At 34.3% G+C, this 16,203-nt stretch carries 12 protein-coding genes, 1 tRNA gene and 5 pseudogenes; 13 read left to right on the plus strand and 5 right to left on the minus strand.

The window, feature by feature from the left end:
• Positions 1-2 precede the first annotated feature (2 nt).
• The 5 genes from ACQ9BO_RS25190 to ACQ9BO_RS25210 all read left to right on the plus strand — a co-directional run bounded on the left by ACQ9BO_RS25190 (position 3) and on the right by ACQ9BO_RS25210 (position 3,393).
• Entirely contained in the window at positions 3-632 is a 630-nt protein-coding gene (locus ACQ9BO_RS25190) for a PspC domain-containing protein (protein ID WP_431242951.1), read from the plus strand.
• Positions 617-1,693 (plus strand): hypothetical protein, encoded by a 1,077-nt coding sequence (locus ACQ9BO_RS25195; RefSeq protein WP_431242952.1) that lies wholly within the window; start codon positions 617-619, stop codon positions 1,691-1,693. The genes ACQ9BO_RS25190 and ACQ9BO_RS25195 overlap by 16 nt, the downstream gene beginning before the upstream one ends.
• A gap of 49 nt (positions 1,694-1,742) precedes the next feature.
• Positions 1,743-2,477 (plus strand): head GIN domain-containing protein, encoded by a 735-nt coding sequence (locus ACQ9BO_RS25200; protein WP_431242953.1) that lies wholly within the window; start codon positions 1,743-1,745, stop codon positions 2,475-2,477.
• A gap of 107 nt (positions 2,478-2,584) precedes the next feature.
• Positions 2,585-2,794, plus strand: coding sequence for a hypothetical protein (locus ACQ9BO_RS25205; RefSeq protein WP_431242954.1), 210 nt, complete (start codon positions 2,585-2,587; stop codon positions 2,792-2,794).
• Positions 2,776-3,393: a GIN domain-containing protein gene (locus tag ACQ9BO_RS25210; protein ID WP_431245206.1), complete on the plus strand. Its 618-nt coding sequence runs from the start codon at positions 2,776-2,778 to the stop codon at positions 3,391-3,393. Before ACQ9BO_RS25205 ends, ACQ9BO_RS25210 begins: the two co-directional genes overlap by 19 nt.
• Positions 3,394-3,518: 125 nt before the next feature.
• Here the strand turns inward: ACQ9BO_RS25210 and trxB are convergent.
• Positions 3,519-4,467: pseudogene (gene trxB / locus ACQ9BO_RS25215) on the minus strand (thioredoxin-disulfide reductase).
• Positions 4,468-4,645: 178 nt separating this feature from the next.
• On the opposite strand from trxB, the gene ACQ9BO_RS25220 reads away from it, so the two are divergent.
• Together ACQ9BO_RS25220 and ACQ9BO_RS25225 are read left to right on the plus strand one after the other, a co-directional pair.
• A tRNA-Pro gene (locus ACQ9BO_RS25220) sits at positions 4,646-4,720 on the plus strand.
• A gap of 53 nt (positions 4,721-4,773) precedes the next feature.
• Positions 4,774-5,025 carry a GIY-YIG nuclease family protein gene (locus ACQ9BO_RS25225; RefSeq protein ID WP_431242955.1) on the plus strand — a complete coding sequence of 84 codons (252 nt, stop codon included), beginning with the start codon at positions 4,774-4,776 and terminating at the stop codon, positions 5,023-5,025.
• Between the two features lie 300 nt (positions 5,026-5,325).
• On the opposite strand, the gene ACQ9BO_RS25230 is transcribed toward ACQ9BO_RS25225, so the two are convergent.
• Positions 5,326-7,491, minus strand: a complete 2,166-nt coding sequence (locus tag ACQ9BO_RS25230) for a hypothetical protein (RefSeq protein ID WP_431242956.1) — start codon at positions 7,489-7,491, stop codon at positions 5,326-5,328.
• Positions 7,492-7,947: 456 nt separating this feature from the next.
• Between ACQ9BO_RS25230 and ACQ9BO_RS25235 the strand changes: the two genes are divergently transcribed.
• The 6 genes and pseudogenes from ACQ9BO_RS25235 to ACQ9BO_RS25260 all read left to right on the plus strand — a co-directional run bounded on the left by ACQ9BO_RS25235 (position 7,948) and on the right by ACQ9BO_RS25260 (position 13,254).
• Positions 7,948-8,715 carry a ParA family protein gene (locus ACQ9BO_RS25235; RefSeq protein ID WP_431242957.1) on the plus strand — a complete coding sequence of 256 codons (768 nt, stop codon included), beginning with the start codon at positions 7,948-7,950 and terminating at the stop codon, positions 8,713-8,715.
• Between the two features lie 5 nt (positions 8,716-8,720).
• Positions 8,721-9,623, plus strand: a complete 903-nt coding sequence (locus ACQ9BO_RS25240; RefSeq protein WP_132989257.1) for a ParB/RepB/Spo0J family partition protein — start codon at positions 8,721-8,723, stop codon at positions 9,621-9,623.
• Positions 9,623-10,187, plus strand: a pseudogene (locus tag ACQ9BO_RS25245) (DUF5683 domain-containing protein). The gene ACQ9BO_RS25240 and the pseudogene ACQ9BO_RS25245 overlap by 1 nt, the downstream one beginning before the upstream one ends.
• Before the next feature lie 38 nt (positions 10,188-10,225).
• A pseudogene (gene dapB, locus ACQ9BO_RS25250) lies at positions 10,226-10,923 on the plus strand (4-hydroxy-tetrahydrodipicolinate reductase).
• A 69-nt stretch (positions 10,924-10,992) separates the two neighbouring features.
• Positions 10,993-12,550 (plus strand): annotated as a pseudogene (lepB, locus tag ACQ9BO_RS25255) (signal peptidase I).
• 89 nt (positions 12,551-12,639) lie between these two features.
• Positions 12,640-13,254, plus strand: coding sequence for a WbqC family protein (locus ACQ9BO_RS25260; RefSeq protein ID WP_431242958.1), 615 nt, complete (start codon positions 12,640-12,642; stop codon positions 13,252-13,254).
• Between the two features lie 174 nt (positions 13,255-13,428).
• Here the strand turns inward: ACQ9BO_RS25260 and ACQ9BO_RS25265 are convergent, their stop codons facing one another.
• The 3 genes and pseudogenes from ACQ9BO_RS25265 to ACQ9BO_RS25275 form a co-directional block, all read right to left on the minus strand.
• Complete coding sequence (locus ACQ9BO_RS25265; protein ID WP_431242959.1) at positions 13,429-14,043, minus strand: tetratricopeptide repeat protein; 615 nt, start codon at positions 14,041-14,043, stop codon at positions 13,429-13,431.
• 93 nt (positions 14,044-14,136) lie between these two features.
• Complete coding sequence (locus ACQ9BO_RS25270) at positions 14,137-15,189, minus strand: endonuclease/exonuclease/phosphatase family protein (protein ID WP_431242960.1); 1,053 nt, start codon at positions 15,187-15,189, stop codon at positions 14,137-14,139.
• Between the two features lie 17 nt (positions 15,190-15,206).
• A pseudogene (locus tag ACQ9BO_RS25275) lies at positions 15,207-16,069 on the minus strand (rhomboid family intramembrane serine protease).
• Positions 16,070-16,203 lie beyond the last annotated feature (134 nt).

Below are 16,203 nucleotides of genomic sequence, written 5' to 3' on the forward strand. Positions count from 1 at the left end.
TCATGAACAAAACAGTAAATATTAACTTAGGCGGTATGTTTTTTCACATCGATGAAGATGCATATTTAAAATTGACACGCTATTTTGACGCTATAAAACGATCTCTGAGCAACTCATCTGGACAAGATGAAATCATTAAAGATATCGAAATGCGCGTTTCTGAATTATTAACAGAAAAACAAAAAAGCGAGAAACATGTTGTTGGCTTAAAAGACGTTGACGAAGTGATTGCGGTGATGGGCCAACCTGAAGATTACCGAATTGAAGACGAGGAAAACCAAAGTCAATCTTTCAATAATTATAGTGAAAGAAAACACAAAAAATTATACCGTGACAAAGAAAAAGGTATGATTGGAGGTGTAGCGACAGGTTTAGGTCACTATTTTGGAGTAGATGCAGTTTGGGTTAAAATCCTTTTCTTAATCTTTGTTTTCGCTGGTTTTGGAACTGGAATCTTAGCTTACTTCGTACTTTGGATTGTTACTCCTGAGGCGGTAACGACTTCAGAAAAGTTAGAAATGACGGGAGAGCCGGTAACGATTTCAAACATCGAAAAAAAGTTCGTGAAGAAATTGATTCACTATCTGACAAATTCAAAAATGCAGATTATGACAAAATGGGAAACCAGGTAAAGTCGGGAGCTGAGAGAATAAGTAGTTCATTTGGAGACTTTATCATGACGGTTTTTAAAATCTTCGCTAAATTTTTAGGCGTAATTTTAATCATGTCTGGAATTAGTGTTTTGATCATGTTATTAATCGGAATTTTTACTTTGGGAACTAATATTTTTGTTGATTTCCCTTGGCAGAATTTCGTTGACGCTGGAAACTTTACAGATTATCCTCTTTGGTCATTTGGCTTGCTAATGTTCTTTGCGGTTGGAATTCCATTTTTCTTCTTGACTCTGTTAGGATTTAAATTGTTATCTCCGAATTTAAAATCAATCGGAAATATTACAAAATATACTTTGCTTGCCATCTGGATCATTGCTGTAGCAATTGCAATCAGCATCGGAATCAAACAAGCTACTGAAATATCTTATGACAATAAATCGGTTGAGAAAAAGACACTTAACATTTTGCCAAAAGATACGCTTTATGTAAAATTCAGATATAACGATTATTATGCAAAAGATTTAGGTCATCATCATGAATTTACTTTTGTACAAGATTCTGCAAACAATAACTTGATTTATTCAAATGATGTTCGTTTGCACGTTCTTCACACTGACAACGCAACGGCATATTTGCAAATCGAGAAAAGTGCAAGAGGAAATTCATTTTCAAGTGCAAAACAAAGAGCAGAAAAGATTACTTACAATTTACAAATCAAAGGAAATCATTTAATTTTGGATAATTATTTTCTGACAGATGTGAAAAATAAGTTCAGAGGACAAGAAGTTGATGTATATTTGTACTTGCCAGAAGGGCAGTTGTTTAAGCCAGACGCTTCAGTACAAGATTATGATCGCTCTGAAAATGATTTTTTCAACTTGCACTTTAGCGGTGATTACAACTATAAAGTAGAAGGTTCAAAAATAAAATGCTTAAACTGCCCTGCAGATGAAAACGAGTATAATGATGACGACAATGATAGTGAAATAAATACTATCGAAAATGATACTGTAAAGGAAGTTTCGATTAAAGTTAACGGAAAAGAAATCTTAAACGGAAAAAAACCAAAGGAAAGTTAGTTAAAGATAAAAACGGAGTTATAATTAAAATCAACTAATAACTAAGACCATGATCAAGATAATCATTCATATTACAAAATTTATTATTGCAACTGTTACCGCATTATTGTTTGCCTCATGTAACTTTAATGTGAATTCAGTTGAAGGAAGCGGAAATGTAACAACTGAAAAAAGAATTGTTCAGGGTGATTTCAAAAAAGTATCTGTAAGCAATGCCATCGATTTAGTAATCGTACAGTCTGATTCGACAGAAATTGTAGTGGAAGCTGATGATAATATTCAAAAAGACATTATCACAAAGGTGGAAAATGGAACATTGATAATCAAATGCAAATTCAGCTCATTCAGAAATGTAACTGCTAAAAAAGTGACAGTAAAAATGCCTGTTATTGACAAACTGGAAGCTTCTAGTGCATCGTCTATTCAAAGCAAAAATACAATTCAAGCAGAAAGTATTGATTTGGAAGCTTCAAGTGCCGCATCAATGAATGTCAATGTAGAATCTGATAATATTTCTGCTGATTCTGGAAGCGGAAGCACCATTTCTCTTGAAGGAAAAGCATTGAAAATCAAAACTTCGGCATCAAGCGGATCTAATATTAATGCTGAAAAATTATTAGCAAATGAAGTTCATGCAGAAGCGTCAAGTGGAGGTAGCGTAAATGTACACCCGATTGTAAGCTTAAAAGCAGAAGCATCAAGCGGCGGAACCATCAACTACGATTCAAATCCGAAAACGGTTGAAAAAACTTCAAATTCTGGAGGAAGCATCAGCCAAGGATAAACGAATTTATCTGTTAAATATAAAAGAAATCATTCATCAAAAGTGGATGATTTTTTTATATTTGTCAAAATCAAATCTCGAATAATGAAAAAAATATTGCCCTGATTTTGTTCCTATTAGTTACAACATTAACTTTTGCGCAACGAAGAGAAAAAATTAAAGGAACTAAAATAGTTACCACATCAGTAAAAGAAGTTGGAAGTTTTGACGGACTTGAAGTAGATGACAATTTAGAAGTTTACTTAGAAAGAGGAGAAAAAACGAAATCAAGATTGAAGCCGACGATAATCTGCACGAAATTGTTGCAATGGATTTAAGAGAAAGAACCCTTCGTTTATATACATCTAAAGAAAGTACCATTTTCAAAAAACTTGCCGTACGTGTTACTTATACTGGAACACTAAACAAAGTAATTGCAAAAAACGAAGCGGTAATCTACGCTATTCAGGAACTTAAACTAGACGACATTACTTTTAATAGTGTTGATTACTCAAAGCTATATTTAAATGTAAATGCAAAAAAATTCAGTTTAATTTCCGATGACAAATCAAAATCTGAAATAAACCTGAAAGCAGACGAGGCAAATATTCAGTTAAGTAAAAATTCAGCATTAAAATCATTGGTTTCTGCAATCAAATTTAAATGTGATTTATACCAAAAAGGAACTGCGACTATTGAAGGAATTGCTGAAAAAGCAACTATTCGCTTAGACAACAATTCTGTTTTCACCGGAACAAAATTCACCTTGAAAGATGCTAGTGTTACTGCAGAAAGCTATTCTACCGGAACCATCCTGGCAGAAACCGCTATCTCAATAGCTGTTAGCGACAAAGCTGAACTTTCATTATTTGGAAGCCCAACCATTCAATTGACACGCTTTTCTGAAGAAGCTAAATTGTTTAAGAAAATGAAATAATTTAGTCGCAGTAATCAGTCTCAGTTTGCAGTCTGAAAAGAATCTAAAAAACAAAAGTCCCAATCATAAGATTGGGACTTTTGTTTTTTAGTCTGTAAACTGAGACTGTGACTGAATACTAGAAATTACTCTTTTGAAGCCAAATATCTTTCAGCATCTAGCGCGACCATACATCCTGTACCTGCGGCAGTAATTGCTTGACGATAAACGTGATCTGCGAGCATCTCCTGCTACGAATACACCAGCAACATTTGTATTTGATGTTCCAGGAGTATTTACAATATAACCTGTTTCATCAAGTGTGATATAATCTTTGAAGATGTCTGTGTTTGGCTTATGACCAATAGCTACAAAGAATCCAGTTGCTGGAATTTCGATAACTTCACCAGTTGTTTTGTTCAAAGCTTTAATAGCGTGAACTACATTATTATCTCCTAAAACTTCAACTGTATCGTGATTCATTAAAATCTCGATATTTTCTGTTTTACGAACACGTTCTTCCATAATTTTTGAAGCTCTGAATTTTTCGCTTCTTACCAACATTGTTACTTTTTTACAAAGTTTAGATAAGTAATGCGCTTCTTCACAAGCAGAATCTCCTGCTCCAACAATTACAACTTCTTGATTTCTGTAGAAGAATCCGTCACAAACTGCACATGCAGAAACTCCTCCACCCATATTTAAGTAGTGTTGTTCTGATGGCAATCCTAAATATTTAGCCGAAGCACCTGTTGAAATAATAACAGTTTCACAGTGTAATTCGATTGTATCGTTAATCCAAACTTTATGAATGTCTCCTGAAAAATCAACTTTTGTAGCCCAGCCATCACGAATATCAGCACCAAAACGTTTTGCTTGTTCTTGCAACTGAATCATCATTTCTGGCCCAGTAACTCCATCAACATAACCTGGGAAATTTTCTACTTCGTTAGTTGTAGTCAACTGACCGCCAGGTTGCATTCCTTGATATAAAACCGGATTCATGTTTGCTCTGGTTGCGTAAATAGCCGCAGTATAACCTGCAGGACCAGAACCTATAATAAGGCATTTAATTTTTTCGATTGTATCTGACATAATGTGTATCGTTTTTTTGTGATGCAAATGTAAACTTTATTATAAAAAATACAGGCTAAAATAAATCCGAAATAACTATGTTCAAATAAGTTTTATTTATTTTCATTTTTTCCTTTTGTAAACGAAATTTATTTATATCTTTGCATCCGCTTTCGGGCACTACAACAAAATACATCTTCGGGGTGTAGCGTAGCCCGGTTATCGCGCCTGCTTTGGGAGCAGGAGGCCGCAGGTTCGAATCCTGCCACCCCGACAAAAGCCGAACAGAAATGTTCGGCTTTTTCATTTCTTTAAATTTGCACTTTTATGTTTTTCGTTTACATTCTTTACAGCAATACAAAAGAAAAGTTTTATATCGGTCAAACAAATAATATCGAAGATAGACTTAGACGACACAATAGTGGACAATCGTTATCTACAAAAAATGGTGCACCATGGAAAGTTATTTATACAATTCAACTAAATTCAAGATCTGAGGCAATAGCTTTAGAAACTAAAATAAAAAAACGAGGTGCAAAAAGATATCTTCAAGACATAAATTTTGAATATCATTTGTAGAATAGCCCGGTTATCGCGTCCCGCCTTAAAGCGGGAAGGCCGCAGGTTCGAATCCTGCCACCCCGACAAAAGTCTTTTCATTTATTTGGAAAGACTTTTTTTGCAATAAACTCAACTTATAAAATCTAATAAAACAACTGCATTTACAACATAGCCCGTGGTTTCAACCACGGGGACGCATTATAAAACATCCGATACGTTTCCCGTGGTTGAAACCACGGGCTATATTTTAAAACCAAACAAACCTCTAAAGATCAAATTTGCCTTTAGAGGTTTTATTTTCAAAATGTCTATATTTTACTATTTTTCCATACTAATATAAACAGGATAAGACTCTTTACTCGGCAAAGTAAATTCCTCATCAAAAGGCTGAGCACCTTCGCCATTATTATATACCGCAACGCGTTTTACGCCTGTTGCTGTACTTCCGCCAGTGCCATTAATAACATTTTGAATGTTTCCTGAACCAGCAAAACGAGTCGTACACATTTTCTCTACTATCACATTTGGCTTATTTGGCGCTTCGAAACCATTTTTCTTATTGACATTTCCGTCGGTTCCTGTCATAACAGCATAAGACCCCATTCCGATGCTATGATGTTCTTTTACTGTATTTGCTACTTTAAAAGCGGCATAACCGTCAACTTTTCCGTTTTGACTACTCCAACTTGCTTGATTTGGCGCATCATATGGCGGTTCATTTTGAAAGAAATACGTTCTGCCACGCTCGCCCAACCACAACACCTCGTATTCTTGAAAGTGCTCTACAAACAAACCATAAAGCGTCACATCATTTCCTGTAACAATAAGTCCATTTCTGCATCGATCTCTTACCCAACGTAAATCTCCTCCTTTTTGCGAACCATGATCAGCACGCCATAACCAAAAATGATCTCCAACTACATTGTTGCTGTTTATCTGCATTGCCACTTGAATCTGAATATTTTTTGACTGAACACCACCTACTCTGCAAGTAATATCAGTAAGCAAAATTGGATCAACAGCATGGTCAGCTTTTGCGCCTTCTGCTCCAATTCTAACCTGATAAGTTGTACTATTAAATGAATCCATTAAAAGTCCGGCAATAATAATTCCATCTTTATCATCTGCGTAAATGCATCCCCAAGTATTTTTTTCTGTAGGCTCAAGTGTTACAGACGCAATACCTGCCCCTAAAAGTATCGCATCTTTCCTGTTTACTTGTATTGGAGTATTTAACGAATAATGTCCTGGGGTGAAAAATACATTCTTGCCAGCTTTTAAAGCATTATTGATTTCCACATCCGTATCGCCTTCTTTAGCCACATACCATTCAGCAACCAAATCTTGAATTTTTCCTTTACCCATATCTGTTGCCGACCAAGAGACTCCTACTCTATCTTTTTGCCAAGCAGGAACAAACACTTTGTATTCGCCATCTTTATCTATAAAAAGAAAAGGCTTTTCTCTAATAATAGGTGCAGTCAAAACTGGAGAATTCTTTTCGTCTGACTGCGGTGGATTTACGCAACCTTGCCAAACCATATTATATGACCCTCCCATATCTCCAGAGCCCGAAGGAAAAACAGTATTTCTGGTGTACCATTGTCGCTGTCCTTTCCAGTTTGGTCGGTCACTTGTGTAATGAGTATCGGCAATAAAACCACCACTTCCCCAAAAGTTTGTATTTCCAATATCTGAAATATATTTTGATGTGCTTTCGATCAATAATCTTCGTGCGCTAGTTGACTGAGAAACCGTCCAAGAAAAATCGCGCATTACTTCAACATTTTCTACTGAACGCCAAAAAGTACAAGTAGCATTTGCTCCTCCAGAAAGATGAGGCCTCGTAAATATCGAACCCAGTTTAACATCTGAAGGTACTCTTCCTAAACCTCCAATATGAGAATAAAACCCTAATTCAATAGAATTAGCTTCTGGCGAAGACGCAGAACCAGATCCGCCAACATCATAAGTTTGTCCGTTAACATTTGGCTTAAAATAATAAGCTTGACGTTTTGTTGTCCATTCGCCATTTGGTCCGCCTAAACCAATTTTACTAAAATGCGAATTAATTTCGTTTTTTGCAGTTTCGGCTTTTTCGTATTTTCTGTCATAGAAATACATGTTGCTTCCAAAAATTTGGTTTTCAAGCGAAATCACTATAGTGATATCATTACGAGTAACTTTATAGTAATTCTCATATTTATTTGAGTTTGGTTTATTGTCAGTAAAGGCCATTTTAGAAGTACTCCCAACTGCAACAAAATCCGATGCCAAATGACTTCCTCCTCTTGTTATTGTATAATTCCCAGACGAGCCAAATGCCGGCCATGACAATGTGATACTGTGTTTTTTCTTGTTGTAAACAATCTTGCCTTCAATCTTATTTTCCGGTTTTTCATCAGACGAATAAGGTGTCGCGAAGCCGCATAAAATCAATGCAAATGCAAATACGAAACATAAAGAGATTACCTTCTTAATCATAAAAATTTTTTTTGGTTTTAATAGTAATAACAGTTTTTTGAGATCTGAAAAATAGCGATAATCTTCAACCTAAAAGTCCGTTTTTGGTTTCGATTTTCTTATCAAAAACTATACAAAATCCCAATTTACAAGGCTTATTGAGGTTTTTTCATACTAAACTAAAAATAGAACCAACCCAAAAAATTAATTCTAATCAAAAACAAGCTACCGAATGTTTCTATCTTGAATTTCGGAAACAAGAACTTTTTTCAAGAAAAACTAGATCTGACTATTTTTTGAGCTCAATTATGGATGTAACTCATCAAAATCCTTTTGATAATTTCATTCATTATTAAAATTATTTTCTGCCGAACACCCACCGTACAACGATTAAACAAAGTTTCTTAAATGTTAACAAAATAGATTTTCAAAAACCATAAATAATTGTATTTTTACGGTTCAAAATTCAGAAAATAAATGGGCAAAATCATTGCTATTGCTAATCAAAAAGGAGGCGTTGGAAAGACTACTACATCAGTAAATCTTGCGGCCTCATTAGGTGTTTTAGAGAAAAAAGTATTATTGATCGACGCTGATCCTCAAGCCAATGCGACATCTGGCCTTGGAATCGACGTAGAAACAGTAGAAACAGGAACTTACCAAATTCTTGAACATACTGTAACACCAAAAGAAGCCATTTTAAAATGCACATCGCCAAATGTTGACGTGATTCCAGCTCACATTGACCTTGTTGCGATCGAAATTGAATTGGTTGACAAAGAAAACCGTGAATACATGCTTAAAAAAGCATTAGAAGAAGCAAAACAAGAATATGATTATATCATTATTGACTGTGCGCCATCTTTAGGTTTGTTAACCTTGAATGCTTTAACCGTCGCCGATTCAGTAGTAATCCCAATTCAGTGCGAGTATTTTGCTCTTGAAGGATTAGGAAAATTATTGAACACTATTAAAAGTATTCAAAAAATACACAATCCAGATCTTGACATCGAAGGTTTATTATTAACTATGTACGATTCAAGATTACGTTTATCTAATCAAGTTGTTGAAGAGGTACAAAAACACTTTAACGATATGGTTTTTGAAACTGTGATTCAGCGAAATGTTAAGTTGAGTGAAGCTCCAAGTTTTGGCGAAAGCATCATTAATTATGACGCGACAAGCAAAGGTGCAGTTAACTATATTCATTTAGCTCAAGAAATTATAAAGAAAAACAGCAAATAGTTTTTATGACAAAAGCAATTAAAAAACAAGCCTTAGGAAGAGGATTATCAGCATTATTAAAAGATCCGGAAAACGACATAAAATCAGTTGACGATAAGAATGCTGACAAAGTTGTTGGAAACATCATTGAGCTTGAAATAAGTGCTATCGAAATAAATCCGTTTCAGCCTAGAAGCAATTTTAATGAAGAATCATTACGTGAATTAGCCACCTCTATCAAAGAACTTGGTGTAATTCAACCTATTACTGTTCGAAAATTAGACTTCAACAAATACCAACTAATTTCTGGAGAGCGTCGTTTGCGTGCTTCAACTTTAGTAGGATTAACACATGTTCCTGCATATATTCGTATTGCTAATGACAATGAATCATTAGTAATGGCGTTAGTAGAGAATATCCAGCGTCATGATTTAGATCCAATTGAGATCGCTCTTTCTTACCAACGTTTGATGGACGAAATTCAATTGACACAGGAGCAAATGAGTGAGCGCGTTGGAAAAAAACGTTCTACAATTGCCAATTATCTGCGTCTTTTAAAATTAGATCCGATTATTCAAACTGGTATTCGTGATGGTTTTATCAGCATGGGACACGGTAGAGCAATTATTAACATTGAAGATTTAGACGTTCAGACTGATATTTACCAAAAAATCGTAAGTCAGAATTTATCTGTTCGTGAAACTGAAGCTTTAGTTAAAAATTACCACGAAGGACAACAGCCAAAAGCCGAAGGAAAACCAAAGGCAGATGCTTCTTTTGTGGTTAGAGAAACACAAAAAAATACTTTCAACGATTATTTTGGTTCGAAAGTTGATATTAAAGTGGCTGGCAACGGAAAAGGAAAAATTACAATTCCTTTTAATTCTGAAGCCGACTTTAATAGGATTATAAAATTAATTAATGGATAGTGAATAAGATTGTCCCCATAAGTTTATTGTTCTTTCTCATAGGAACCGCTTCTATTTTTGCTCAAGCAAAATCAGATGCGGTTTTAGTCGCTAAAGACACTACTAAACTGGAAGAAATAGACCCGCTTACACCAGCAAAAGCCGCATTTTATTCAGCAATTTTACCTGGTTTAGGTCAAGCATACAACAAAAAATATTGGAAAATTCCGCTCGTTTACGGAGCAATTGGTACCAGCCTTTATTTCTACATTGACAACAACAAAAAATACCACGATTATCGCGACGCCTACAAACGAAGACTTGAAGGCTATAATGATGACAACTATCAATTTTTGGACGACAGCAGACTTATTGCTGGACAAAAATTTTATCAGCGAAACAGAGATTTATCTGCCTTATTTGTTGTTGGCTTTTACGTCCTTAATATTATAGACGCGAACGTTGATGCTTGCTTTGATTCAATTTAACGTAAACGAAAGATTATCAATGCGTCCAGAGATTTACCCCAACGATGCAACATTTAGGCCCAACGTTGGACTAACTTTTAATTACACTTTTAAATAGCAACTAACGCTGTTTGAAAACTCAAAAAACACACAAAAATGAAAATTGCGCTTTTAGGATATGGCAAAATGGGTAAAGTAATAGAAAGAATTGCTTTAGAGAGAGGCCATGAAATTATTTTAAAGAAAGACGAATTCAACACTTACGAAGGACTTTCAAATGCTGATGTTGCAATTGACTTCAGTGTTCCTACTGCGGCTGTTGATAATATTTCAAGTTGCTTTCACGCAAATGTTCCTGTAGTTTCTGGAACTACTGGCTGGCTAGAGCACTATGATGAAATGATTGCTCTTTGTAATGAAAAAAAGGAGGCTTTATCTCAAGTTCAAATTTTAGTTTAGGTGTGAATATTTTCTTTGGATTAAATGAATATTTAGCCAAAATCATGAATCAATTTGATTCGTATAAAGTCACAATGGAAGAAATTCACCACATCCACAAACTTGATGCTCCAAGCGGAACTGCTATTTCATTGGCACAAGGTGTTATTCAAAATAGCAATTATGAGAAATGGACTTTAGACGAGGCGAAATCAAACGAAATTCGAATTGAAGCAAAAAGAATTGGAGAAGTTCCTGGAACACATACTGTAAACTACGATTCAGCAATTGACAGCATCGAAATAAAACATACTGCTCACAATCGCGAAGGTTTTGCTCTTGGAGCGGTTATTGCCGCTGAATGGTTAGCTGGAAAAACAGGAATCTACACCATGAAAGACGTATTAAGCCTATAATAAAACTGAATTAAGTTTAAGATTTTAAATCGGAACAGTCTTAAGCTTCAAACTTTAAACAAAAACATTATGACACTATATTTTTGGTTTGTTTTTTTCCTTGCAGTTCAAGTGATTCATTTTATTGGAACATGGAAATTGTACCAAGTCAGTGGGAAGAAAAAGCTGGGAAGTCGCTATTCCGGTTTACAACTCAATTGTTTTAATGAAGATCATCAGCCGTCCAACTTGGTGGACTTTATTGCTTTTTATTCCAATTATCAACCTAATTATGTTTCCTGTTATCTGGGTTGAAACTTTGAGAACGTTTGGAAAAAAATCAACTTTAGATACTTTTCTTGGAATTTTTACTTTAGGATTCTACATCTATTATGTTAATTACACTCAGAAATTAGAATATCACGCCAATAGAGATTTAACGCCAAAAAGCAAAACTGCAGACACGGTTAGTTCATTACTTTTTGCAATAATCGTTGCTACATTGGTGCACACCTATGTTGTTCAGCCATACACAATTCCGACATCGTCTCTTGAAAAATCTTTACTTGTAGGAGACTTTTTGTTTGTAAGCAAATTAAATTATGGACCAAGAGTTCCAATGACAACTGTTGCCTTGCCAATGGTTCATGACTCTATTCCATTAACAAAAAGCAAATCTTATTTAAAATGGCCACAATTGCCTTATTTCAGACTTCCTGCTTTTGAAGCTATAAAACGAAATGATATTGTTGTGTTTAACTGGCCAGTAGATACCGTACGTTATTTTCACGAGCCAGAAGGAAGACCAGGCGTTATCAAACCAATTGACAAAAAATCAAATTACGTAAAAAGATGCGTAGGTATTCCTGGAGATAGCTTGTCTATAAAAGACGGATTTGTATTTATCAACGGCACAAAATTAATTTTACCGGAACGCGCAAAACCACAATACTCTTACACAATTGCTTTTGACGGAAAGACTCCAGTTGACTTACAATCTTTAGTTAAAGAATTAGACATCACTGACGGAGGTTATTTCAAAAATGAGAAAACTAGAGATACTCTTGTTTTAGGAGCTTTAACAGAAGCTAGCGCAGAACGTTTCAGAAGCACTCCTGGAGTTCTTTCAGTTACAAGAATAATCGACAATACAAGCGACAATAGAATATTTCCACATGTTGAGAAATGGAGTCAAGACAATTTTGGCCCGATCTATATTCCACAAGCAGGAAAAACAGTTGCTTTGACCAATACATCTTTGCCATTTTACAAAGAAATCATCACGAATTATGAAGGAAACACTTTAGAATTAAAAGGCTCTAAATTCATCATAAACGGCAAAGAAACCAATAGCTATACCTTCAAACAGAATTATTACTGGATGATGGGAGACAACCGTCATAACTCTGAAGATAGCCGTTACTGGGGCTACGTTCCAGAAAATCATATTGTTGGGAAACCTGTTTTCATCTGGTTAAGCTGGGATACAAACGGAAGCGGAATCAACAAAATTCGTTGGAGCCGAGTTTTCACCACTGTTGATGGCGAAGGACAACCGCAATCGTATTTTAAATACTTCTTAATCCTTCTTGCTCTTTATTTCGTTGGAGAATTCTTCTGGAGAAAAAGAAAAGAAAACAAAGCATAATTAAAAAAGTTATTTTTGCTTCAGGTTTCAAGTTTCAAGTTCACACAAAACTTGAAACTTGAAACCTGAAACGTTTAAACAAGAATATCATGAACTCTTTAATACTTCCTACCTATTTTCCATCAATAAGCCATTTTGCAGTTATGGCTCAATCTGAGACTATTACTTTTGAAATGGAGGATAATTTTCAGAAGCAGACTAACAGAAACAGAACTTATATCTATAGTCCAAACGGAATTCAATTATTAAATATTCCTGTAAAGCATTCAAAAGCAACGCATCAAAAAACAAAAGACATTTTGATCGAGAACGAATTTGACTGGCAGAAACAGCATTTTAAATCACTTGAAGCCGCATATAGAAGCTCGCCTTTCTTCGAGTACTTTGAAGATGATATCGTGCCGATTTTCGAGAAAAAACATACTTTTTTAATGGATCTTAACTTCGAAGTCTTAGACATTGTGACGAAATGCCTTAGAATGAAATTGGAATTTGGAAAAACGGTTGAATATTTTCACGAAACGCCAGATTTCGCCGATTTCAGATATTTGGCAAATGGCAAAAAAGATCAGAATTCATTTGAAAAATACACTCAAGTTTTTGATGACAAACATGGCTTTATAAACAACTTAAGCGTTTTGGATTTGCTTTTCAACGAAGGGAAATTTGCAATGGATTATTTAAAAACTCAGAAATTGATATAAGTTTAGACTAAGGAGTTATAAGTTTTGTTTCATTTAACTAACATTCTTTTCCTACCATCGCTTAGGGATTAAATTAAGCCCATTATTCGGATTTATCAAATCATCTCAAATACAAAACCGACTTCACAATAATTCAATTGCCAAATCTATTATAGAGATTGTTGGTGTAGTTTTTTATTTACAATATTTTTCTATAGTATCCCGACACTTTTGTCCATTTATAACCCATAGTTCATCCGCTTTATTTAAGTCAAAACAAGCCCCATCTCTATCTCCTATTCTTAATTTAGCTATTCCTCTATTATAATAAGCTTCTGAAGCCATATCACTATGTATTTCTATTGCTTTCGTACAATCGCTGATTGCACCTTTGTAATCTTTTAAATAATATTTAGCCAATCCTCTATCAGAATAAGCCACCCATGAAGTTGGCTGAAACCCTATAGTTTTTGTAAAATCATCTATTGCTCCTTGATAATTAGCTAAATCAATTTTTACAAGCCCTCGATGGTAATAAGAGTAGAAACTATGAGAATCTATTTCTATTGCTTTAGAAAAATCCATCATTGCTCCATTATAATCTCCTAAAATATGTTTTTCAATTCCTCTACGACGATAAGCCTCTACAAAAGTCTTGTCTAATTCTATTGCTTTAGAAAAATCTGAAAGAGCTCCTTCATGGTTTTCCAATTCACTTTTTTCTATTCCCCTTTTATAATAATTAGACTCATCCATACAAGAAACAGTGGCAATAAAAAGAAAAATAATTAGAACCCGTATTAACTTCATTATGTAGTCGTTTTGTTTTTAGTATTGTCCATTTTTCACTTTCTCCATTAGCTTTAGCTCACGGCACTTTGGCGAATTACTCCCCACTTTCCACTAAAACTGATCTATCGAAAGCCTTGTCATGATTGGATAATGATCTGAATTTTCGAAATCCGGAAAACTTTCAAACTGTTTTACTTTCATTTTAGTGTCTGTAAAAATGTAGTCAATTCTTGCTGGATAATATTTAAACTTATAAGTTGCTCCAAAGCCTTCTCCAGCCTCTTCAAAAGCGTCTTTAAGTTTCCCTTTAATATTTCGGTAAACGTATGAAAATGGACTGTTATTCATATCTCCACAAATAATAATTGGATATTTACATTTTTTGATGTGCTCCTTAAAAATCTCAGCTTGTTCTTGCTGTTGAGTAAATCCTTTACTGATTCTAGCATAAATACGCTGTGATTTCTTCTGATTTACGCTATCAATATCATTCGAAATCTCACTTACATCTGGAGATATTTTAATAGATTGCAAGTGCATATTATAAACACGAATAATATCTTTTCCGCGTTTAATATCAGCATACACGACATTATTGTCTGATTTAGGAAAAACAATGTTTCCTTCATCGATAATCGGGAATTTTGAAAAAATGGCCTGACCCGTTTTAATTTGATTTCCGTCTATGAAAATATAACGATGTGGATATACTTTCAAATCCAAATGCGCTGAATTTGAATATTCCTGAATACATAAAATATCAGGATCTTTTTCATCTATAAAGGTTTTAATATTCTCCGGAATATCATCGCGATCCAGCCATTTAAAAACATTAAAAAGACGGACATTATAACTCATTATAGAAAAGTCTCTTTCATCTTCCACATATTCCTTTGCCGAAAATTTATAGAACTTGCTGATAAAGGTAATTCCCATCAACAAAACCAATCCAGACAAAATAAGGCGTTTTTTAAACTGAATTGCCCAATACAAAAAGAAGAAACCATTTGCGACAAAAAAAGCAGGCATAAACAGGGTAAGCACCGATAAAAGCGGAAAACTTTTAGGTGCTAGAAAAGGCAAAATATAGATACTAAACGTTAATACGGTAAGCACTATATTCAAAAAGAACATTATTTTATTAAACCACGAAAGGTTTTTCATATTATTTGCTAAAAGGATTATTTTCCAGCTCTAAATAGAAACTCTTTTTCTTCTTTTGTCAGACAATCATAACCAGATTGGCTAATCTTGTCTAAAATTTCATCAATTTGCTGTTGCGTTTTGTCTTTCGTAACAATTCTCGACGAAGTTTTTTCCGTAGGTTTTTTGTAATTTTTATGAACTTTAGTAAATGGGGTCGTTGGGGATTTTCTAAAAAGATTAGCAAAAAAATCTAATACTTTAGAAACTATGATACTCAAATCGGTACCATTTTGAAGCAATTTTATGTAAACAAATCCGAAAAATGCTCCAGCAAGATGCGAAATATGTCCGCCGGTATTCTCTAATCGAAGCCGCATTAAATCTAAAAGCAAAATAACTCCAGTAATATGCCAAAGCTTGACATTGCCAAAAAATAACAGTCTAACATTCATCAATGGCGAATAAGTAGTTGCCGCAACTAAAATGGCCATAATTGCCGCAGAAGCACCAACTATTAAAGCAGAGTTTCCTAAAATGTAATAGCTAAGTACAAATATAATTCCTGAAAAGATCGCTCCTAAAATATAAAGGCCTAGATATTGTTTCGGAGTAAAAAACGTCAAAAATAAATTGCTAGCAAAATTCAAAACCAGCATATTAAACAACAGATGCATTGGTCCGTAATGAAAAAAGCATAAGTTAAAAATGTCCAAGGCTTGAACATAAAAACCTGAGGATCTGATGACAATGCAAGCCAATTAGGAAAATCAAACTGGCCAATTGAAAACTGATAGAAAAATATCAAAGAAATAAGAAAACAAGCAATATTCCAATAAATCACACGCATTGCGATGCCTCCCAATTTATATTGCAATTTTAAATCGTCAAGAATATTCATAAAGTCTTCGTTTCGTTTTTTAAAGTTAATAAATTAAAGTTAAACCTTAAAGTCAAAAGTCAAAAGTCATAAAGTTTTTAAAGCCTTAAGCGTTCTCGCTCTTACAAATTTCTATTTTTAACTTGATTTAATTT

The sequence above is a fragment of the Flavobacterium sp. P21 genome, from assembly GCF_050632225.1.
Classification (GTDB): Bacteria; Bacteroidota; Bacteroidia; order Flavobacteriales; family Flavobacteriaceae; genus Flavobacterium.

Bases quoted from the DNA above. Each gene is read 5' to 3' on its own strand.
- ACQ9BO_RS25190 (WP_431242951.1), top strand. From the start codon at position 3: ATGAACAAAACAGTAAATATTAACTTAGGCGGTATGTTTTTTCACATC.
- ACQ9BO_RS25195 (WP_431242952.1), top strand. From the start codon at position 617: ATGGGAAACCAGGTAAAGTCGGGAGCTGAGAGAATAAGTAGTTCATTT.
- ACQ9BO_RS25200 (WP_431242953.1), top strand. From the start codon at position 1,743: ATGATCAAGATAATCATTCATATTACAAAATTTATTATTGCAACTGTT.
- ACQ9BO_RS25225 (WP_431242955.1), top strand. From the start codon at position 4,774: ATGTTTTTCGTTTACATTCTTTACAGCAATACAAAAGAAAAGTTTTAT.
- ACQ9BO_RS25230 (WP_431242956.1), bottom strand. From the start codon at position 7,491: ATGATTAAGAAGGTAATCTCTTTATGTTTCGTATTTGCATTTGCATTG.
- ACQ9BO_RS25235 (WP_431242957.1), top strand. From the start codon at position 7,948: ATGGGCAAAATCATTGCTATTGCTAATCAAAAAGGAGGCGTTGGAAAG.
- ACQ9BO_RS25240 (WP_132989257.1), top strand. From the start codon at position 8,721: ATGACAAAAGCAATTAAAAAACAAGCCTTAGGAAGAGGATTATCAGCA.
- ACQ9BO_RS25260 (WP_431242958.1), top strand. From the start codon at position 12,640: ATGAACTCTTTAATACTTCCTACCTATTTTCCATCAATAAGCCATTTT.
- ACQ9BO_RS25265 (WP_431242959.1), bottom strand. From the start codon at position 14,043: ATGAAGTTAATACGGGTTCTAATTATTTTTCTTTTTATTGCCACTGTT.
- ACQ9BO_RS25270 (WP_431242960.1), bottom strand. From the start codon at position 15,189: ATGAAAAACCTTTCGTGGTTTAATAAAATAATGTTCTTTTTGAATATA.